20 protein-coding genes are annotated in these 19,702 nt (G+C 66.6%); 10 read left to right on the top strand and 10 right to left on the bottom strand.

The window, feature by feature from the left end; translation table 11 throughout:
- The first annotated feature begins 42 nt into the window (after positions 1-42).
- Complete coding sequence (locus ASD75_RS02365; RefSeq protein ID WP_056742796.1) at positions 43-1,047, top strand: MBL fold metallo-hydrolase; 1,005 nt, start codon at positions 43-45, stop codon at positions 1,045-1,047.
- 31 nt (positions 1,048-1,078) lie between these two features.
- Here the strand turns inward: ASD75_RS02365 and ASD75_RS02360 are convergent, their stop codons facing one another.
- The 4 genes from ASD75_RS02360 to ASD75_RS02345 are packed head-to-tail and all read right to left on the bottom strand — an operon-like array spanning position 1,079 to position 4,011.
- Positions 1,079-1,822 (bottom strand): DUF6882 domain-containing protein, encoded by a 744-nt coding sequence (locus tag ASD75_RS02360; protein WP_056742793.1) that lies wholly within the window; start codon positions 1,820-1,822, stop codon positions 1,079-1,081.
- Positions 1,823-1,833: 11 nt separating this feature from the next.
- Entirely contained in the window at positions 1,834-2,559 is a 726-nt protein-coding gene (locus ASD75_RS02355) for an SPOR domain-containing protein (protein ID WP_056742791.1), read from the bottom strand.
- 46 nt (positions 2,560-2,605) lie between these two features.
- Entirely contained in the window at positions 2,606-3,460 is an 855-nt protein-coding gene (locus tag ASD75_RS02350) for a biotin--[acetyl-CoA-carboxylase] ligase (RefSeq protein WP_056742789.1), read from the bottom strand.
- Positions 3,457-4,011: an SET domain-containing protein gene (locus ASD75_RS02345; RefSeq protein ID WP_056742787.1), complete on the bottom strand. Its 555-nt coding sequence runs from the start codon at positions 4,009-4,011 to the stop codon at positions 3,457-3,459. The genes ASD75_RS02350 and ASD75_RS02345 overlap by 4 nt, the downstream gene beginning before the upstream one ends.
- A 119-nt stretch (positions 4,012-4,130) precedes the next feature.
- Between ASD75_RS02345 and ASD75_RS02340 the strand changes: the two genes are divergently transcribed.
- The 6 genes from ASD75_RS02340 to ASD75_RS02315 all read left to right on the top strand — a co-directional run bounded on the left by ASD75_RS02340 (position 4,131) and on the right by ASD75_RS02315 (position 9,742).
- The gene (locus ASD75_RS02340; RefSeq protein WP_056742785.1) at positions 4,131-7,040 is read left to right on the top strand and encodes a DNA topoisomerase III; all 2,910 of its coding nucleotides are present in this window, start codon (positions 4,131-4,133) and stop codon (positions 7,038-7,040) included.
- A gap of 14 nt (positions 7,041-7,054) precedes the next feature.
- Positions 7,055-7,258 (top strand): hypothetical protein, encoded by a 204-nt coding sequence (locus tag ASD75_RS02335; protein ID WP_235511522.1) that lies wholly within the window; start codon positions 7,055-7,057, stop codon positions 7,256-7,258.
- Positions 7,259-7,343: 85 nt separating this feature from the next.
- Positions 7,344-8,120, top strand: a complete 777-nt coding sequence (locus tag ASD75_RS02330) for a helix-turn-helix transcriptional regulator (protein ID WP_235511521.1) — start codon at positions 7,344-7,346, stop codon at positions 8,118-8,120.
- A gap of 115 nt (positions 8,121-8,235) precedes the next feature.
- On the top strand, positions 8,236-8,838 hold the full coding sequence (locus ASD75_RS02325; RefSeq protein WP_235511520.1) for a YbhB/YbcL family Raf kinase inhibitor-like protein: 603 nt from the start codon (positions 8,236-8,238) through the stop codon (positions 8,836-8,838).
- Between the two features lie 67 nt (positions 8,839-8,905).
- The gene (locus tag ASD75_RS02320) at positions 8,906-9,256 is read left to right on the top strand and encodes a DUF4124 domain-containing protein (RefSeq protein ID WP_056742776.1); all 351 of its coding nucleotides are present in this window, start codon (positions 8,906-8,908) and stop codon (positions 9,254-9,256) included.
- A gap of 147 nt (positions 9,257-9,403) precedes the next feature.
- Positions 9,404-9,742: a DUF2834 domain-containing protein gene (locus tag ASD75_RS02315; protein ID WP_056742774.1), complete on the top strand. Its 339-nt coding sequence runs from the start codon at positions 9,404-9,406 to the stop codon at positions 9,740-9,742.
- Here the strand turns inward: ASD75_RS02315 and ASD75_RS02310 are convergent.
- The gene (locus ASD75_RS02310; protein ID WP_235511519.1) at positions 9,703-10,533 is read right to left on the bottom strand and encodes a helix-turn-helix domain-containing protein; all 831 of its coding nucleotides are present in this window, start codon (positions 10,531-10,533) and stop codon (positions 9,703-9,705) included. The two genes, ASD75_RS02315 and ASD75_RS02310, sit on opposite strands and share 40 nt — an antisense overlap.
- Before the next feature lie 188 nt (positions 10,534-10,721).
- Between ASD75_RS02310 and ASD75_RS02305 the strand changes: the two genes are divergently transcribed.
- Positions 10,722-11,480 (top strand): tyrosine-protein phosphatase, encoded by a 759-nt coding sequence (locus ASD75_RS02305; RefSeq protein ID WP_056742772.1) that lies wholly within the window; start codon positions 10,722-10,724, stop codon positions 11,478-11,480.
- A 4-nt stretch (positions 11,481-11,484) separates the two neighbouring features.
- Here ASD75_RS02305 and ASD75_RS02300 read toward each other — a convergent pair whose 3' ends face one another.
- From ASD75_RS02300 to ASD75_RS02285, 4 genes are all read right to left on the bottom strand, one after another.
- Positions 11,485-12,741, bottom strand: coding sequence for a DUF2341 domain-containing protein (locus tag ASD75_RS02300; protein ID WP_162251073.1), 1,257 nt, complete (start codon positions 12,739-12,741; stop codon positions 11,485-11,487).
- Positions 12,742-13,127: 386 nt separating this feature from the next.
- Positions 13,128-14,396: an MFS transporter gene (locus ASD75_RS02295; RefSeq protein ID WP_056742769.1), complete on the bottom strand. Its 1,269-nt coding sequence runs from the start codon at positions 14,394-14,396 to the stop codon at positions 13,128-13,130.
- Between the two features lie 232 nt (positions 14,397-14,628).
- Positions 14,629-15,273 carry an NADPH-dependent F420 reductase gene (locus ASD75_RS02290; RefSeq protein ID WP_056742767.1) on the bottom strand — a complete coding sequence of 215 codons (645 nt, stop codon included), beginning with the start codon at positions 15,271-15,273 and terminating at the stop codon, positions 14,629-14,631.
- A gap of 84 nt (positions 15,274-15,357) precedes the next feature.
- Positions 15,358-16,194, bottom strand: coding sequence for a pirin family protein (locus ASD75_RS02285; RefSeq protein WP_056742764.1), 837 nt, complete (start codon positions 16,192-16,194; stop codon positions 15,358-15,360).
- 116 nt (positions 16,195-16,310) lie between these two features.
- On the opposite strand from ASD75_RS02285, the gene ASD75_RS02280 reads away from it, so the two are divergent.
- On the top strand, positions 16,311-17,231 hold the full coding sequence (locus ASD75_RS02280) for a LysR family transcriptional regulator (protein WP_056743209.1): 921 nt from the start codon (positions 16,311-16,313) through the stop codon (positions 17,229-17,231).
- A 168-nt stretch (positions 17,232-17,399) separates the two neighbouring features.
- A complete protein-coding gene (locus tag ASD75_RS02275) occupies positions 17,400-18,821 on the top strand; it encodes a DUF2130 domain-containing protein (RefSeq protein ID WP_056742762.1) in 1,422 nt (473 codons plus the stop codon).
- Positions 18,822-18,927: 106 nt separating this feature from the next.
- On the opposite strand, the gene ASD75_RS02270 is transcribed toward ASD75_RS02275, so the two are convergent.
- Complete coding sequence (locus ASD75_RS02270; RefSeq protein WP_056742760.1) at positions 18,928-19,524, bottom strand: flavin reductase family protein; 597 nt, start codon at positions 19,522-19,524, stop codon at positions 18,928-18,930.
- Positions 19,525-19,702: the final 178 nt, after the last annotated feature.

Raw genomic sequence — 19,702 nt, 5'->3', positions numbered from 1 at the left:
CGTAGCCTGGCCCGATCTTTTTGCACGGACGCAGCCCCCGCCATGACATCACCGCCCCGCCGCTTTGCCAACACGCACCCTGCCGTGGTGATCGGCAACTTCCCCTGGTACGAAATGGTCTGGCGCTCGCTGCGCGGCGATTTCAAGCCGCGCAGCGAGCCTGCGGGCGGCTACGGGGCCTTTGCCCGGCAGTGGACGCAGCCCGTGGACCCCGCGCGCCTGGCTCAGCGCCAGCAGGCCCCCGTGATCACCTGGCTGGGCCATGTCTCCATGCTGCTGCAGGTGGCGGGCCTCAACGTGCTGATCGACCCCACGCTGTGCGATTTTGCGGGCCCCCTGGGCCGCTTCGGTGCCCCGCGCCGTGTGCCTGCGCCCCTGGCGCCCGAGGACCTGCCGCCCATCGATGTGGTGCTGATCTCGCACAACCACTACGACCACCTTTGCTACGGCACCTTGCGCCGCCTGCGCGACGTGGGCCAGTCGCCCCGCTTTGTGGTACCGCTGGGGCTGGCCGACTGGTTCACGCAGCGGGGCATGGGCCCGGTCACCGCGCTGAACTGGTGGGAGCACGCCGACATCGCCCCCGGCGTGCGCGTGGTGTTCACGCCGTCGCAGCATTGGAGCCGCCGCACCCCGTGGGATACGAATGCCTCGCTGTGGGGTGGGTACCTGCTGGAATGGTCGCGCCCGCAGGCGGCTGCGCCCTGGCGCTTTCTGTTCCCGGGCGACACGGGCTACAGCGACGACTTCAAGGTTATCCGCCAGCGCCTGGGGCCGGTGGACTTTCTCGCATTGCCCATCGGCGCCTATCTGCCCCGCGACTTCATGAAGCCCATGCACGTGAACCCCGAGGACGCCGTGCAGCTCATGCTGGACGTGGAAGCCAGGCAGGCCATGGGTGTGCACTGGGGCACGTTCATGCTGACGCAGGAGGCCTTCGACCACCCGCCGCGCGACCTGGCCGCCGCGCTCGCGCAGCGTGGCCTGCCGCTGGACCGCGTCTGGCTCATGCGGCAGGGCGAGACGCGCGCCATACCGCTGCCATAGCGCTGCACCGGGGTTGGCGCAGCAACCGTGCTCACGCCACGCGCTGCACCGACATCAGGGCCATGTACAAAAAGCCCCGGCCCGTGGGCACGCGGTACACGCCCTGGGCGCCCAGCACCTGCGCGGCCACGCCCGACAGCTCCCAGCCATCGGTGGCATCGCCCTTCCACAGCGGCACCGTGAGGTGCAGGAAGCCTTGGGTTTCACCCCACTCCCGCACCGCAGCGATGCGCGACACCACCGGGGCCTCGTTGTGGAAATTGGCCCAGGCCCACAGCCAGGTGCCGCTGGCCTCCGACACGGAGCCGATGAACTCGATGTCGGCCACCAGACGGGGCACACCGCCGTCTGAAAAGGTCAAGGTGCCTGCCGCCTGGTCGTAGTCCCAGCGTTCAAAGTGCGAGATGCCGTGGTCCTGCTCCAGCGCGCGCTGCTTGTCCCGCAGCGCATGGTGGCCCTGCGTCACCGCATCGATCCAGGCGGCTTCGGCATCACCGTCCAGGGCCTCCACGCTGCGTGCCATGGCGTCCTGGTAGCAGTGGTGGCACAGGATCTGGAGGTCCAGGCAGTCCGCGTTGTGTTCGTTCCACTCGCCGCCAGTCTTGAGCAGCTCGGTATGGCAGCTGGCACACCAGGCGTCCGGGTAAGGGGTGTCTGGCGACGGCGCATCGCAAAACCAGCGCTGCACCGGGTGGCGGCACAGGTGGCCGCACACGTAGGTGGGCGCGGCCTCTCCGTGCTCGCCGCACTGGATGGATGTCTGCTCTTCGTTCATGGTGAAGGTGCTCAGCCGCAGGTGCGCAGCGTCTTGCCCGCCATGGCCGTGCGCAGCACATCCAGCTGTGCCCGCAGCGCGTCGTTCACGGCGGACAGGCGCAGCGTGAAGCCGGGGGACTCGGCGCGCTCCTGGATCACGCGCGCCGTGCGCACGCCTTTGTTGCCAAGGTTGGCCAGCTCGCGCTCGGCCGCCTCTTTCGATGCAAAGCGGCCCAGCGACAAGCCCAGTTCGAGCGTGCCCCCGGCGCGGTCGTGGTCCACCTTGCGGGCGCGCAGCTCGGCACGTTTGCGGTCCAGTGTTTCCACATCGTCAAAGCGCCCCATGTAGACCATCCAGCGGCCCGGCACGGGCGTGGGCTCCAGCATCCAGCTGCCTGAGGGCAAGCCAGCAGCCGCCGTGCGCAGCACTTCGGCCTGGCGCTCGTCGAAGACGCCGGCCTGCAGGCACTCGGCAGATTCTGCGGGGGCCGGGGCAGCCGGTGTGGAGGCGGGAGTGGGGGAATAGTTGGCGGCGGTGGCCTGGGAGGGGGAAGTAGGGGTGGGGGGCGCAGCGGAGGAGGTCTTGCTGGGGTTGACCTTCAGGATCTGCAGCGTCTCGGGCCGGATCTGCTGGTTCATGCGCTGGGGCTCGGACTGCTCTTGCGGCGCATAGCCAAACTGGCGCAGAAGCCCCTGCGACCACGCGTAGTAGCCCGCGTTGGCCAGCAGCAGCACGATCACGGCAAGACGGAGCATGGGGCGCGGCCTTTCAAGAACACTCGCATCGGAAGAGGAAGCTGTCTCACACCGGTGGCACCGCCGCCGGCCGGACGCTGATTTCAGAACTGGTGATGGCCTGCATGCCACCGGCTGTGTGCACCAGCAGCGCGCCATCATCGCCCACGCCATGCGCGGTGCCGGTGTGGCCGTCGCTCAGCGTCACCGCGCGGCCCTGCAGCACATCACGTGCCGCAAAGCGGGGCTGCATGGGCGCAAACCCATAGCCCGCAAACGACTGCAGCATGGCCACCAGCGGCGGCACGATGCGCAGCAGGGCGGTGGGTGCGTCCAGGCCCGGCTCCACCTCCTGCAGGCTGCCGGGGGGCATGCTCATGCCCTCGGGGCTGCGCGGCAGCACGTTGATGCCAATGCCCACCACCACATAGCGCGCGGTGCTGATGCTGGCCTGCGAAGCCACAGCCTGGGGTGCCACAAAACTGGCCGTCTCCACCAGGATGCCACCCAGCTTGCGGTCGCCCGCAGCGCCGCCCAGCCACAAGTCGTTGGGCCACTTGAGCCCCACCCGCGCAGGCTGCCCCGCCCCCAGCGCGGGCAGCACGGGCTGCAGGCTTTCGGCCACGCTCACCCCCACGGCGAGCGACAGACCGGACCAGTCCTGGGGGGCCAGCGGCAGTCCCAAGGACATCATGAGAGAAGCCCCCACATCGCTTTGCCACACCCGCCCCAGCCGCCCGCGCCCGGCAGTCTGCTGCTCGGCCACCAGCAAGGTGGGCTCGCACTGGCCGTTGCGCGCACGGCGCATCAATTCGGTGTTGGTGGAGTCGATGGTGGGCAGCACCTCGACGGTAAAGCCCGGTAACAGCGGTGACACCGCTTCCCAGACGGCCTCGGCAGGCCAGCGGATGGGTGCATTCATCGCCGGGCCTTTTTGGCGGCCTTGGCGGAAGGTTTGGACGGCGGCAGCGGCACGGGAGGTGCCCAGCCGCGCTTGGGCGCCAGCAGCGTGCCCCGGCAGTTGGGGCTGCCACACCAGCAGGGGTATTCGGCCTTGAGCTTCGGGGTGTAGCGCTCTTCAATGATCAGGCCGTAGTCGTAGTTCAGCTCTTCGCCCGCCTTGATGTTGCGCAGCGCGGTGATGAAAATGCGGCCGTCCCGCTCGTCGGCGTAGCAGTTGGGGTTGCAGCTGTGGTTGATCCAGCGCGACGAATTGCCACCGAACTTTGCATCGATCACGTGGTCTTCATCCACATGGAAGTAGAACGTGTGGTTGGGCTGCAAGGGGTCGTGCGGGTGCCGGTCCTGCGCCTCCTGCCAGCCGATCACTTCACCCGTGTATTCGACAAGGACTTCGCCCTCTGCAATATCCTGCACGGCAAAAACGCCCTTGCCGTGCACGCCCGAACGCCGGGTCTGGATGCGACGGCCCTGCGCGGGGGTCTGGGTTGCAGGCGGTGCGGTGCGGGGCATGGCAAAAACTCTGTTAACTTGAATATGCACACATGCGCGTGCGCGTGTACGCGTGAGGCAACGAATTGTAGAAGCGACCGGCCGGATGCCGGACAGCCAGACTGGCGAGAAACCAAAAAATGACCAAGACCCTGGTAATTGCAGAAAAACCCTCGGTGGCGCAAGACATCGTGCGCGCGCTGACCCCCGTGGCGGGCAAGTTCGATAAGCACGAAGACCACTTCGAGAACGACCGCTATGTAGTCACCAGCGCCGTGGGCCACCTGGTGGAGATCCAGGCCCCCGAGCAGTTTGACGTGAAGCGCGGCAAGTGGAGCTTTGCGCACCTGCCTGTGATCCCGCCGTACTTTGACCTGAAGCCCGTGGACAAGACCAAGAGCCGCCTGAACGCGGTGGTCAAGCAGGCCAAGCGCAAGGACGTGACACAGCTCATCAACGCCTGCGACGCGGGCCGCGAGGGAGAGCTGATCTTCCGCCTGATCGAGCAGTACGCCGGTGGCGCCAAGCCCCTGGGCAAACCGGTCAAGCGCCTGTGGCTGCAGTCCATGACGCCCCAGGCCATCCGCGACGGCTTTGATGCGCTGCGCACCGAGCAGCAGATGGCGGGCCTGGCCAGCGCGGCCCGCAGCCGCTCCGAGGCCGACTGGCTGGTGGGCATCAATGGCACGCGGGCCATGACGGCGTTCAACTCGCGCGATGGTGGGTTCTTCCTGACCACCGTGGGCCGGGTGCAGACGCCCACGCTGTCGCTGGTGGTGGAGCGCGAGGAAAAAATCCGCAAGTTCATCAGCCGCGACTATTGGGAAATCCACGCCACCTTTGGCGCGGAAGCCGGCGAGTACCCCGCCAAGTGGTTCGACCCCAAGTGGAAGAAGGGCGAGGATGTGGAAATGCGCGCGGACCGCGTGTGGTCCGCCGCCGAGGCACAGTCAATAGCCAACGCTGTGCGCGGCAAGCAGGCCACGGTCACCGAAGAGAGCAAGCCCACCACCCAGGCGTCGCCCCTGCTGTTCGACCTGACCAGCCTGCAGCGCGAGGCCAACGGCAAGTTCGGCTTCTCGGCCAAGACCACGCTGGCCCTGGCGCAAAGCCTGTACGAGCGCCACAAGGCCTTGACCTACCCACGTACCGATTCGCGCGCGCTGCCGGAAGACTATTTGCCGGTGGCCAAGCAGACCTTTGAAATGCTGGCCGACAGCGGCATGCGGCACCTGGCGCCGCACGCGCTCACCGCGCTGAACAACAACTACGTGCGCCCGTCCAAGCGCATCTTCGACAACAGCAAGGTCAGCGATCACTTTGCCATCATCCCCACGCTGCAGGCACCGAGCGGCCTGAGCGAAGCCGAGCAAAAGCTGTACGACCTGGTCGTGCGCCGCTTCATGGCGGTGTTCTTCCCCAGCGCTGAATACACGGTGACCACGCGCATCAGCACCGTGGCCCCGCACAGCTTCAAGACCGAAGGCAAGGTGCTGGTCAAGCCGGGCTGGCTGGCCATCTACGGCAAGGAAGCGGCCGACGAAGTGGAAGGTGGCAAGGACGGCGACAAGGGCCAGAACCTGGTGCCGGTGAAACCCGGCGAGAGCGTCAACACCCTGGCCGCCGACCCCAAGGGCCTCAAGACCAAGCCCCCCGCCCGCTACTCCGAAGCCACGCTGCTGGGCGCCATGGAAAGCGCGGGCAAGCAGATCGACGACGACGAACTGCGCGAAGCCATGCAGGAAAAAGGCCTGGGCACCCCAGCCACGCGCGCGGCGATCATCGAAGGCCTGCTGACCGAAAAGTACATGCTGCGCGAAGGCCGCGAAATCATCCCCACGGCCAAGGCCTTCCAGCTCATGACGCTGCTGCGCGGTCTGGAGGTGGAAGAACTCTGCCGTGCCGATCTGACCGGCGAGTGGGAGTACAAGCTCTCGCAAATGGAAAAGGGCCAACTGAGCCGCGAAGCCTTCATGGCCGAGATCGCCGCCATGACCGAGCGCATGGTCAAGAAGGCCAAGGAATACGACCGCGACACCATCCCCGGCGACTACGCCACGCTTGAATCGCCCTGCCCCAACTGCGGCGGCGTGGTGAAGGAAAACTACCGCCGCTTTGCCTGCGTGGGCAAGGCCGGCTCGGAAGGCTGCGGTTTCAGCTTTGGCAAATCGCCTGCAGGCCGCACCTTTGAAACTGCTGAGGCCAACGCCCTGCTGCGGGACAAGAAGATCGGCCCGCTGGAGGGCTTCCGCTCCAAGGCGGGCTGGCCCTTCACGTCCGAGATCGTCATCAAGTACGACGACGAGGCGCACAACTACAAGCTCGAATTCGACTTTGGCGACGACAAGAAGGGCGAAGAGTCCGGCGAGATCGTGGAGTTTGAAGACGCCGCGCTCGGCCCTTGCCCCATCTGCGGATCGGAAGTGCACGAACACGGCAGCAACTATGTGTGCAGCAAGGCCGTGCCCACCGCGGCGCAGCCCACGCCCAGCTGCACCTTCAAGAGCGGCAAGATCATCCTGCAGCAGCCCGTGGAGCGCGAGCAGATGCACAAGCTGCTGGAGACCGGCAAGACCGACCTGCTCGACAAGTTCGTGAGCATGCGCACGCGCCGCAACTTCAAGGCCCACCTGGCGTGGGACAAGGAGGCGGGCAAGGTCAACTTTGAATTCGCGCCCAGCAAGTTCCCACCCCGTCCGGGCGCCGCTTCAAAAACAATAGCAACCAAAACAAAAGCCACTAGCGCTGCCGCCAAAAAAGCCCCTGCAAAGAAGGCCGCAGCCAAAACAACGGCTGCCAAAGCCCCGCGCAAGGCCGCCGCAGGCAAGGCCCCCAGCGCAGCCCTGGCCGCCGTGATTGGCAACGAGCCGGTGGCGCGCCCCGAGGCCGTGAAGAAGATGTGGGAATACATCAAGGCCCACAACCTGCAAGACCCCAAGGACAAGCGCACCATCGTCGCTGACGACAAGCTGCGCGCCGTGTTCGGCAAGGACAGCGCGGGCATGTTTGAGCTGGCGGGCATTCTGGGCAACCACCTGGGCGGCGAATGATGCAAGCGCCGAACATGGAACCTACCGCGTCGATGGCGGGCAGCGTCTGCCGCACCGCGCTGGTGGCACTCGCGGTTGCCGCTGCGCTGGGGGGTTGCACCACCACAGGCTCCGCGCGCTCCAGCGACCCCGCCAGCCAGCAGCAGCCCCAGGGCGCGAGCGGCGTGACCGTGTTTGGCGATATCGACGTGAACGTGACGCGGGAGCGCACCCGCTGACTGCAAGCTGCCACCGCGCGCAGCCCGTCTTCAACCAGCACGGGGCCGGGCGGATGATGGAACGTGAGCCGCAAGGGAGAGATTGATGGTCGAACCCGCACTGTCGTTGCAGATTGCCACCACGGTGCACCACCGCATCCACACTGTCACGGTGCGCATGGATTCGGTGGGCTGGGTGGTCTCTGGCACCAAGCACCTGGTCACACCGGGCGGGGCGCACCGCTATCCCAGCGGGCGGGTGTTTGTGCTGCCGCGTGGCGCGCAGTGGGAGGTGATCAACGACCCCGCCCCGCAAGGCCGCTATGTGGCGCGACTGCTGTGTTTTGCGCCCGAACTGGTGGAGCAGTTTCACCGCCAGTTCGGCCAGTTTGCGGCCGTGCCTGCGGTGCAGGGCTGTGCGGGCCTGGCGGCCGATGCGGCATTTGAAGACAGTTACCGGCGTGCCCTGGCCGCGCTGGAGAGCGATGCCAGCTCGCAGGCGCTGCGCGAACACCGCGCGCTCGAAGTGCTGCTGATGCTGGCCGAGGCAGGCATCGTCTTCGCCCCGCCCGGCGAGCTGGGCTGGGCCGAGCGGGTGCGCCGCCTGGTGGGCCCCAGCCCGCAGGCTGACTGGACGGTGGAGCGTATCGCCGCTGCCTTTGCCACCAGCGCCAGCACCCTGCAGCGCCGCCTGGCACAAGAGGGCGAAACCGTAAGCCAGTGCCTGCGCGATGTGCGGCTGGAGACGGGGCTGGTTCTGCTGCAAAGCTCCACGCTGCAAGTGTCCGAAATCGCAGCGCGCTGCGGCTACGAGTCGCACAGCCGCTTCAGCGCGGCCTTCCGCGAACGTTTTGGCTTTCCGCCCTCGCAACTGAGGCCCTGATTACTGCGGCTGACGCACAGCGCACAGCCTTTGATGCCGCCGGGCCAGTGCGAAGGCGTGGCACACCGCACCATCAAGTCCTTGTTTCACACCGCTACTGCAAGGAGCTTTTTGGATGAGCCACCCACTTTCACGCCCCCGCCGCGCTTTCACCTCCATCGCGGCGCTTGCCACCATCGGCCTGGCATTGGCTGCCCATGCCCAGGCGTTCACGCTCAGCAGCCCCGACTTTGCGGCGGATGGCACCTTGCCCCAGCGTTTCGAGTTCAAGGGATTCGGCTGCGCAGGTGAGAACCAGTCGCCCGCGCTGCGCTGGAACGGTGCGCCTGCAGGCACGCAGAGCTTTGCCGTCACCGCGTATGACCCTGACGCACCCACAGGCTCGGGCTGGTGGCACTGGTCGGTGGTGAACATCCCCGCCAGCGTCACCGAGCTGCGGCCCGACGCCGGTGCTGCTGGCGGCGCCAAGCTGCCCGCAGGCGCCAGCCATGTGCGCATCGACTACGGCGTGGCCGCCTGGGGCGGGGCGTGCCCGCCCGAGGGGGATGCGCCGCACCGCTACATCTTCACCGTACACGCACTCAAGGTGCCACGCCTGGACCTGCCTGCCGACGCCACCGCTGCGCTGGCGGGCTACATGATCAACGCCAACAGCCTGGGCAAGGCCACACTCACGGCGCGCTACGGGCGCCCTGCGGCCCAAGGCAGGCAGCAGTGACCGTGTGGGGTGGGGCACTGTGATGTTTTAAGCTTGGTGGTCATCCACCCCACTGCAGGCCCACCCCATGCGCAGCCCCCGCGAACGAGCCCTCTGGTCCCTTCTGGCCGCACTGCTGCTGGCCGCCGCAGCAGCGGCGTGGTGGACCGCCGACCAGTGGCTGCCCCAGGCCGGACCCTGGACCGAACAGGCCTGGAAAAAGATCACCCGCCCCGGGCCCGAGTCCCTGCCACCCGACAAGCGCCCCACTGCTACGCAGGCCCGCCCCGCGCAGGCGGGCGCATCCCAGCCCGTGGCGCCGCAGCCGCGCAAATGTGTGCGGGACGGCCGCACCACCTACACCGACCAGCCCTGCCCCCAGGGCAGCCAGGAGCTACCGGTGGATGGCGCAGTCACGTCGCTGCCGCCTGCGCAGTAAGCGGCTGGCGGCCAGCTGTGGTTGGCGTGCAGGCCTGTGGTGGGCATGTCGTTTTTTTCCTAGCCGGCGAGGGGGCTGCACAGATTCAATCGGCGCATTGATTCACTACCCCAGGCCTCTCTCTTTCTTTGGGGGCCGCATGCACCGATGCACCACCACCAACCCCTGCGCGTTTTTCTTGTTCTGCTGGCCGCCCTCGGTCTGGCCATCCCCTGGTACTTCAACACCTTGTACTTTCTGGGCGGCGGCAGCGTGATGCCCGATGTTTTCTGGCGCGATGCCTTTGCCAACGCGCTCACCACCGGCATCACCTGCGATGTGTACCTGGCCGCCGTGGCGTTCTCAGCCTGGGTGGCGGCCGACCGCCGCCTGGGCGCGTGGCGCTGGGCCTGCATCGCGGCCTGCTTTGGTATCGGGCTCGCGTTTGTGATGCCGCTGTACCTGGCTCAACGCCTGCGCAGGGACGCTGATCCCTCCGGCGGCTGACCCGGCTGCGCCTGTGCGCCCACCTGCAGGGGCCAGTGTTCGCTGACCGGGCTGCGGCTGCCCTGCACCAGGGCCTGCAGCGGCTGGCCCGCCAGCCTGCGCACATCACGCGCCATGTGCGACTGGTCGTAGTAGCCCTGGTCCACGGCCAGTTCCACCACCGGGTCGTCGGGCGCGGCCAGGGCGTTGCCCAGCGTGCTGTTCAGCCGTGCAATCACCTGAAACTGCTTGGGCGCCATGCCCCAATGCGCCACAAAGCGCCGCTCAAACTGCCGCTGGCTCAGACCCAGACGCTGTACCGTATCCGTGGCGTTTTCAGTGGCTGCATGCAGCAAGGCCAGCGCCTGTTGCCGCCGCGCCTCGCAGGGCGACGGCGGCGCAACCCACTGGCGGACGAAGTCGCACAGCACCTGCAGCCGCGCACCATCGTCCGCGGCTGCCCGCACCGCGTGTTCCACCTCCGCCCACCCAGGGCCCACCAGGTCTGCCAGCGGCCGCAGCGTGTTCACCACTCCACGCGCACTGGCGAACAGCGCCGCCGCTGCCGAAGGCTGCAGCACCAGCCCCACGGCCTGCACCGGCCCGCTGTGTTCGTACACCGTGGCCGTGGTGCTGGCGCTCATCCAGGCCGATGGCGGCACGGGCGCGCCCCGGCACACCACCTGCCCGGCCAGCCGCACCACCAGCATGCTCGACACCATGGCCGGGAAATGCGATTGCGCCAGCGCCGCCGGGGCATTGACCACCACGGCGGCCATCAGCCAAGGCTGCAAATCGGAGGGGACGGGCACCAAGCGCTGCATACCCGCATTCTGCATATCGACGTGGCACAGGTGGCGGCTTTCGGGGGTGGGTGGTCAGCAAGTCAGCCGTCGTACTCGACGTTCTCCAGCCACCCGTGCGACATGCAGCTGCCGCAGTGCCCGACTATCCTTGTTGCTTTCGTATCCCCACCAACCACTCAACCGTGCCAAGCACCATGCAGCAAGAGCAAGCCCCCACCCGGTCCGTCCCCCTCGCAGGCGCCACCAACTTCCGCGACCTCGGCGGCTACACCGGCCACGGCGGCCGCCCGGTGAAATGGCGCCGCATCTTCCGCTCTGACCACCTGGCGGGCCTGACGCCCGAGGACCAGGCCCTGCTGGCAGACCTGGGCGTGGCCCGCGCGGTGGACTTTCGCGGCCAGGCCGAAAGCGCCGCGTATGCCTACGCACTGCCCGGCGTGGCCTACCACCCACTGCACATCGAACCCACCGTGGTGCAGCGCGCGCTGGAGCTGCAACGCACCGGCCGCCAGCTCACGGCGCAAGACGCCGTGGGCCTGATGCGGGACACCTACCGGGGTTTTGTGAACGACAACGCCCCGCGTTTTGCCGAGCTGTTCCGCCTGCTGCTCGCCAGCGACGCGCCCACCGTGTTCCATTGCACCGCTGGCAAAGACCGCACCGGCTTTGCCGCCGCCCTCATCCTGCTGACCCTGGGCGTGCCGCGCGATGTAGTCATGCACGACTACCTGCTCACCAACACGCTCTACCAGCGCCCACCGGGCATGGGCAGCCACGCGCCGGAAGAAGTGCTGCGCGTGCTGTGGCGTGTGCAAGAGGAGTTTCTGGACGCCGCCCTGCACATGGTGGACAACGACTTTGGCGGGCTGCAGCCCTATCTGGTGGACGTGCTGGGCGTGGACGCCGCAGCGCAGACAGAGCTGGTGGGGCGGTATCTGCAGCCGACCCGCTGACGCATCACGCGCGTTCCTGTCGCGCCCTGGAGCGGGATAGGCCACCCAGTCCCAGGCCTGCCAGGACCAGTGCCGTGCACGCGATGCCCCATTCCGAGAGGGTGGGAATCGCCGTGCCGCTTACCAGCGGTGTCACTTGCAGGGAGAACGGGGCGCTGGTGCTGGCCGTATATCCCGTGGCGCTGTCGTACACCGCCGTAAGCGACCGGGCGCCGAGGGGCAGGTCGCTGGTGGTGCATTGCGCGGCACCGGCAACCACGGGCACGGCGCTGCAACCGGCGATGGGCGTTCCTCCATCCAGGAAGGTCACGGTGCCTGCGGCCGACGGAGTGCTGACGGTCGCCGTCAAGGTGACGCTGGCGCCCACTCCGACCGAGTTGCTGGAGCTGGTCAGCGAGAGGGTGGTCGCGACGTTGCCCAGCGCGTAGACCGGCGCCGGGCTGACCTGCTTGGTGGTACGAAACTGGAAGTCAGGGAAGCCGTAGTGGATAGCGTTGAGGTAGTTGGTGGGAAACGTGTCTTGCGTGCAGCCATTGCAATAGCGCATGTCCAAATACGTCAGCACAGGATTGATCTGCGTGCTGGAGCCGAAGTAGTAGCCATCACTCGCTCCCTGGTAGATCTCCATGATGTATTCGGTGTCCTTGGTAAGCATCAGAGGCTGCGCAAGCTGCGCATAGGTATACGTATTCGCGGGGCCTGAGACCTGCTGCTGGGCCAGCTTGGCCTGCGTGGCGACATCGAACAGCGTCAGATACCGGGTGGTTCCCGAAGGCTCGTATTTCCCGAAGTCGGTCACCAGAATGTCCTGGTTGGGTTTGAACCTGAAGCCGCGCTGGGAATTTGTGACGCCGCCAGGCTGTCCTACGACCACCTGCTGTGTGGCCGAATTGGCAACGGCGTCGGTGTAGTCGAACGTATTGACGGTGCTCGCGCTGGTGGCGGCAGGATTGCCGCTAAAAATGAAGAACGCCGTCGTGGCCAATGCGGGGATCGTGGGAACTTTGACCCACACCACCGTGGAGGCGGTGTTGACCCCGCGTTCGATGTAGTAGTCCATCAGCGTGCCGCCCGATGCGGCAGTCCCAAAGCGCAGATCGGCAGCGTCTGCCTGCAATTGGCCCGCCGTCACCATGCTGGCCGTGTCGAGCACCAGGCGTATTTGGTAATCCGTCAGGGTTGCGCCGCTGCTTTCCGTGATATTGAACGGACTCGCTTGTGTCCAGCCTGCAGGCTGCGCTTGTGCTGTGTGTGTTGCCATTGCGGCGAGGACGCCGCAGGTCCACACCGCAGCGTGGCGTAGCGCGCCAAGGACGGGGCGGACATCCGTTTTCGTTGAAAGGGAAAGTGTGTATGACATGGAGAATGAAGCGGAAGCGATTACGGAGGATGCAGTCGGTACGACCGTATGAAGGACGGACTCACCGCGCGCGCCGGGCAGCGGCCACCGAAACGGTGCGAGCAACGGGGCAACGGGGCCGTGTATCGGCCCAGGCCGAGCTAGAACCTATCGCTCATCGTGATTTGCTCAAAGAAAAATTTGCGCATTGAAGCGCTACCTGGAGGTCGAGGAGCACACCATTGCGGAGATAGTCGAGCTGGCCGCACTCACCCCGCACCAGGCTGCACCTGCCCCACCACTGCCCCTCAGCCCCGCACGCGCCAGAACAGCCAGCCCACGATCGACAGATTCAGCAGGTTCCACGCCATACCGTTCAAAAACGCCGCGCGGTAGCTGCCCGTCAGGTCAAAGATCCAGCCCGACATCCAGCCCCCCAGCGCCATGCCGATCAGCGTGGCCATGATCACCGCACCCACCCGCGCACCGGCCTCCTGCGGGGCGAAATACTCGCGGATGATGATGGCGTAGGCGGGCACGATGCCGCCCTGGAACAGCCCGAACATCGCCGAGATGACATACAGCGGCACCAGCCCGTCAAACGGCAAAAACAGCGCCAGCCCCACGCCCTGCAGCGCCGAGCCCAGCAGCAGCGTGCGCACGCCGCCAATGCGGTCGCAGATCACGCCCGACACCAGGCGGCTGACGATGCCGCAGGCCAGCATCAGCGACAGCATCTCGGCCCCGCGCGCCGCGCCAAAACCCAGGTCGGTGCAATAGGCCACGATGTGCACCTGCGGCATCGCCATAGCCACGCAGCACGCGACGCCCGCCACACACAGCAATAGCTGTGCATGCAGCGGGCGCAGACCGAACGGGCGGCTGCGATCGAGCGGCAACGGCGAGGGCGCTGCACCCGACGCGGCCGGTGCCACCGCTGCCGATGCTGCATCCATCTGCGCCACCGGCGCGCGCTGGCGCATGCGCAGTGCCAGCAGCAGCATGCCCACCCCACACACAATGCCCAGCAGCACATAGGTGTGGCGCCAGCCGATCAGCTCAATGCCGTGCTGCACGATGGGCGGCCACAGCGCGCCCGCAATGTAGTTGCCACTGGCGCAGATCGCCACCGCGATGCCCCGCCGCTTGTTCCACCACAGCGCGGTGTCGGCCATCAGCGGCGCAAACGTGGCCGAGCTGCCAATCAGCCCCATCAGCCCGTGCGCCAGCCCAAACCCCCAGATGCTGCCCGACAGCCCCGCCCACACGAACCCGCCACACACGGCCACAGCCCCCACGCACAGCACCGGCATCAGCCCATGCCGGTCGGCCATGCGGCCCGTCCAGATTCCGCCCAGCCCCAGGCACACCATCATCAGCGTGTAGGGCAGGGATGCATCGGCACGGCCCACGCCGAACTCGGCCTGTACGGCGGGCAGCACCACCGACACCACGTACATGCTGCTGTTGCCCAGCACCACGAGGCCCAGCGTGGTCAGCAGGCGCCACGCGGCCTGGCGGGAGTCGATGAGAGATGCGGGGGCGGCGGCAGAGGGGGGCGAAGAGGTGTACGGCATGCGGGGCAATTTACCCCACAGCGCTGCAGGGACTTGCAGGGCGGCGTCATGGCTCGCTGAGTGCAAGGATGCGGCACATCGATTGGTGTGATTTTTTAGCTGTTCGCACGGGCTGACCGCACACCCCGGTGGTGCCGCGGGTGGTGGGGCAGGGTCACTGCCACAGACCCCAGGCAACATGTTTTGATCGAGCTACCCTGGGGTCTGAAAGTGCCAGGGCAGATACCCCTTCTCAAATCTTGATGAACTGCGTGCTCGACAACGCACCAAACGGCAGCTCCGACAAACGCCCGCCCACCGCCAGCGTGCCCAGGTCCACCGGGAAGTAGCCAATGGCGTCCAGCACCTTGCGCACTGCGGCCTTGGCTGCGGCGTCGTCGCCTGCGTAGAACATGGCGCGCTGGCCGCCGGAGACTTGGGGCTGGGCCAGCAGGTTCACGTCCAGGTGGTTGAACGCCTTGACCACGCGGGCGCCGGGCACTAATTCGCTGAACACTTCGCTGGACGAGCGCCCGCCCAGGTCGATGGCCTTGATGCCGTAGGCCGCCAGCGGGTTGCTGGGGTCTTGGGCATCTGGCGAGTTGAGGTCCAGAAACGCCACGGGGTTGGTGCCGTCGATGACGATGCGGCCGTTCCACGCAGGCAGGCCACCCAGGGCCTGGCCCAGGTCTTCCCAGCGCACGGCGATGAGCACGATGTCTGCGGAGGCAGCTTCTGCCACGGTGCCCGCCTTGATGGTGGGGCCCAGTTCGGCCACCAGCGCGGCCAGTGATTCCGGACCGCGCCGGGTGGAGAGGGTGGCCGACAGGCCTTTGCTGGCCAATGCGCGTGCCACGTTAGAGCCGAGTGCGCCAGAGCCGATGATGCCGATGTTCATGGTGTTTTCCTTGGTCAATGAGTGAAGTGGGTGGTGGGAAAGGGAACAGTGAAAAGTCGAATGTGGAGGGGGATGTGAAAGGGATTAACCCAGCCGCCCGGCTTGGCGCAGTTGCCCTGCAATGCGCCGGATTTCTGTGGTGCCCTGCCGCAGTGCTGCCTGACTGGTATGCACGGAGTAAGTCCCCATGACCAGCTCATGCGGGTGCGGCACGGCAGAGCCCAGCACGAAGCGGGTGGCTTCGGTGGCCACAAAGTCGATGCTTTGGTGGGTGGGCTCAAACGCCACCAGCTCGCCTGCCGCAATGGGTTCGCCCGCCGTCAGCGCGCCAGTGGCCACTGCCGCCCATGCCACGGTGTGGCCGGGGGGCGGGGTGTAGGTCCAGCGTTCGCCCAGGGCCAACTGCACGGCCAGATAGGTCATGCCCTCGGGCGCCGCCACGGGGCTGTGCACTGCACCGTACTCGCCCAGCAGCACCCGCACCGGGCCCACCTGAGGCACCAGTTCGGGGGCGAGGTACTGGCTGTGGGCGGGGGCGTTCTCCAGCGCGGCGGGCAGGGCCACCCACAGCTGAAAGCCCCGGCCCGGTGTGTCGCCCACGGGGGCGCCGGTGTGCCACACGCCGTTGCCAGCGCGCATCCATTCGATGCCACCCGCAGGCAGCAGGCCGGCTTGGCCGGTGCTGTCTTCGTAGCGCACATCGCCTTGCGACAAGAACGTGACGGTGGCGATGCCCGAGTGGGGGTGCATGCCAAAGCCCTGTTGCGCTGCACCGGGCTGAAAGTGCACCCGATCCAAAAAGATAAAGGGCTTGAGCACCTGGCCCAGGTCCCCGGGGCTCATGAGGCGGATGATGGGGCCGTGCGTGGTGCCGCGGGTGCGGTGGGCGATGGCGCGTGGGGCGGTGGCGGGTGCAGACATACAGAGAACCTTGGAGGTGTTGAACTGATGCCTGTAGCTTAAAAATTCATCGATTGATTGACTAGATAGCGCAATATGATTGCACTCGTCCATTAATCGAATGAATGAGCGTGACCATGCTGGATCTGAACGACGTGGCCATCTTTGTGCAGGTGGTGCGCTGCGGCAGCTTTGCCGAGGCATCGCGCCGCCTGGGCGTGCCGCCCAACACCCTGAGCCGCCGGGTGCAGCAGCTGGAAGCGCAGCTGGGCACCCGGCTGATGCAGCGCTCGACCCGCCACCTCACGCTCACCAGCGCGGGCCAGGTGTTTCTGGAGCGCTGCAGCGGCGCGGTGGAAGGGCTGATGGATGCGGGCGAGGAACTGCTGGCGGTGAACCAGGAGCCCAGCGGCCTGGTGCGGGTGGCGGCCCCGGCTGATTTTTTTGATTTCTTTGCGATGGAGTGGCTGACCGAGTTCCTGGTCGCGCACCCCAAGGTGCGGGTGGACTTTGTGCTGAGCGACGGCCGCGCGGACCTGATTGCAGACCGGATCGATGTGGCGTTTCGCGGCGGCATTCTGGAGGACTCGGGCCTGTTTGCCCGCAAGGTGCTGGACGCGGGCAGCGACGGCCTGGTGGCCAGCCCGGCCTACATTGCCCGCCGGGGTGTTCCGGTCACGCTGCAAGACCTGGTGGACCACGACTGCCTGGCGTTCAGCCACCCCAGCGGCAAGGCCACCTGGCGCGTGACGGGGCCAGATGGCGCACCGGCCGAGGTGCAGGTGACTGGCCGCTTCAGTGGCAACACGGCACAGGCCTTGCGCAAGGCCGCGCTGGCGGGCCTGGGCATTGCGCTGCTGCCCTCCACGCTGACGCAACGCGATCTGCGCGCTGGCCTGCTGGTGCCCATGCTTCCTGGATACCACCGGCTGGGGCATGGCGTGCACATGGTCTACCCCAGCAGGCGCTACCTGCCCTTGGCGGTGTCGGCTTTCATTGAGCTGGTCATCAGCAAGATGGGTGCGATGCAGGAGCTGCCGCCCCAGGGCGATGGCTGATGACAGATGACAGATGACAGATGACTGACGCGGTATGAATCCACGGGTGCCGTTCACGCTGGGTCTGTCAGCGCGCTGCACGAGGCTTCGCAAGGCTCCGTCTGCTCACACTGCTGACCGCTATGCTCCCCACCCAACGAAACACAAACAACCCACACGGTGACCGCCATGCACGACATCATCTGCCCCCACTGCAACAAGGCGTTCAAGATTGACGAAGCCGGGTATGCCGACATCCTCAAGCAGGTGCGGGACGCGGATTTCGCCGCGCAATTGCACGAGCGGCTGGAGCTGGCCGAGCAGGACAAGCGCAATGCGGTGGCGCTGGCGCAGGCCCAGGTGGCCAATGAGCTGCAGAAGTCGGCGGCGGCCAAAGATGCCGAGATTCAGGCCCTGAAGGCGCAGCTGGGCGCGGGCGCGGTGGAGCGCGACCTGGCGGTGGCGCAGGCCCTGGGCGCGGTGGAGAAGCAGCGCGACGCGCTGGAAAACAAGCTGGTGAGTGAGCTGGAGCGTGCGCGGCAGGCGCAGCAGGCAGCGGACCAGTTGGCACAAGCACGGCTGGCGCAGCAGCTGCAGGGCGTGGCCGCCCAAAAGGACGCCGAGATTCAGCAGCTCAAATCACAACTGGACGCTGCCGAGGTGGCGCGCAGGCTGGCGGTGACCGAGGCAGTCACAGTGGTGGCGCGGGAGCGCGACGAGCTCCAAAACAACCTGAACCTGGTGGTAGTGAAAAAGCAGCTGGAGGAGGCCGCTATCAAGGAACAGTACGCCTTGCAGCTGCGCGACCGCGACGGCGAGATTGCGCGGCTGCGGGACATGAAGGCGCGCCTGTCCACCAAGATGGTGGGCGAGACGCTGGAGCAGCACTGCGAGACGGAGTTCAACCGCATCCGCGCCACGGCGTTTCCCCGCGCCTACTTTGAAAAGGACAACGACGCGCGCAGCGGCAGCAAGGGCGACTACATCTTTCGCGACCTGGACGAGGCGGGCAACGAGATCGTCTCGATCATGTTCGAGATGAAGAACGAGAGCGACGAGACGGCCACGAAGAAGCGCAACGAAGACTTCTTGAAAGAGCTGGACAAGGACCGCAACGAAAAGGGCTGCGAGTACGCGGTGCTGGTGTCACTGCTGGAGCCCGAGAGCGAGCTGTACAACACCGGCATCGTGGACATGTTCTACCGCTATCCCAAGATGTATGTGGTGCGGCCGCAGTTCTTCATCCCCATCATCACGCTGCTGCGCAACGCTGCGATGAAGTCGCTGCAGTACAAGTCGGAGCTGGCGCTGGTGAAGGCGCAGAACCTGGACATCACCAAGTTCGAATCGCAGCTGGAAGAGTTCAAGGGCGCGTTTGGGCGCAACTGGCGGCTGGCATCGGACGGGTTCGAGGAAGCCATCAAGCGCATTGACGAGGCCATCAAGGACCTGGAGAAGACCAAGGAGGCGCTGCACAAGTCGGCCAACAACCTGCGCCTGGCCAACGACAAGGCCGAAGACCTCACGATCAAGAAGCTCACACGCGGCAACCCGACGATGGCGGCCAAATTTGCGGAACTCAAGCAGTTGGGGATTTCGGACGGGGAGTGATGCGGGGCGGGGTGAGGCGGCTGGCGGACGGGGCCTTGCAAACAGGGCGGGCACAACCGGTCTGCCGCTGCTCCGTCCCCATGGGTTGCATGGACGTTGAGCGGCACTAGCCGCGCACCGACGCCCCCGTCGCATAAAACTGCCCGCCCGCCACGTAGTGCAGCGTGCGCAGCTCATCCGGCGCGGTGTCGAACTCCCAGTGCCCGTTGCGGAACACGCGGTCGTCAGCCCAGGCGGCCACCACTTCGCCGATGAAAAGGTCATAGGCCTGCTGGTTGTGCGGCTCAGGGATCACGCGGCACAGCAGCCAGGCAGCGCAACCTTGCACCAGCGGGGGCGTGGCCTGCGCCGGGTGGCCGGGCGCTTCAAACAACGGCACGCCATGGCGCTGCAGCTTGTCGGGCGTGGTCTTGGCGCTGTCGGTGCCCAGCGCCACAGTCAGCGCGGCCAGGGGCACGGTGGGCAGCTGCAGAGCAAAGAAGCCGCTGGCCTCCACCAGTTCGCGCGTGCGCGTGGCCTTGTCGAGCACCACCGTGACCTTGGGCGGTGCAAAGTCCAGTGCGCAGGCCCACGATGCCGCCATGACGTTGTGCTGGCCCGCGTGGGCGGCCGACACCAGCACGACGGGGCCGTGGTTGAGCAGGCGGTAGGCCTTGTCGAGGGGCACCGGGGTGAAGTGGCGGTGGGAGGCAGTGGGCAGCATGGGGGGTGAGGGTCTGTTCAAAGGGCAATACCAGGGGATGGGGCAGTGCGTGGAGCCTGTGGGCGTTGCTGAAATTTGCTATCAATTAGATAGCTATTCAGGCATATTGCACTAGCGCCATGGCGCATTTTTGCCTCAAAACGGCTTCCATGAAGCCTGTGGGGGCGCTCTGGGGCCA

The organism is Acidovorax sp. Root568 (genome assembly GCF_001427445.1).
GTDB classification, from domain to species: Bacteria; Pseudomonadota; Gammaproteobacteria; order Burkholderiales; family Burkholderiaceae_C; genus Acidovorax; species Acidovorax delafieldii.
The sequence above is the reverse complement of the archived record's forward strand: the minus strand, read 5'-3'. Positions and strand labels throughout refer to the sequence as shown.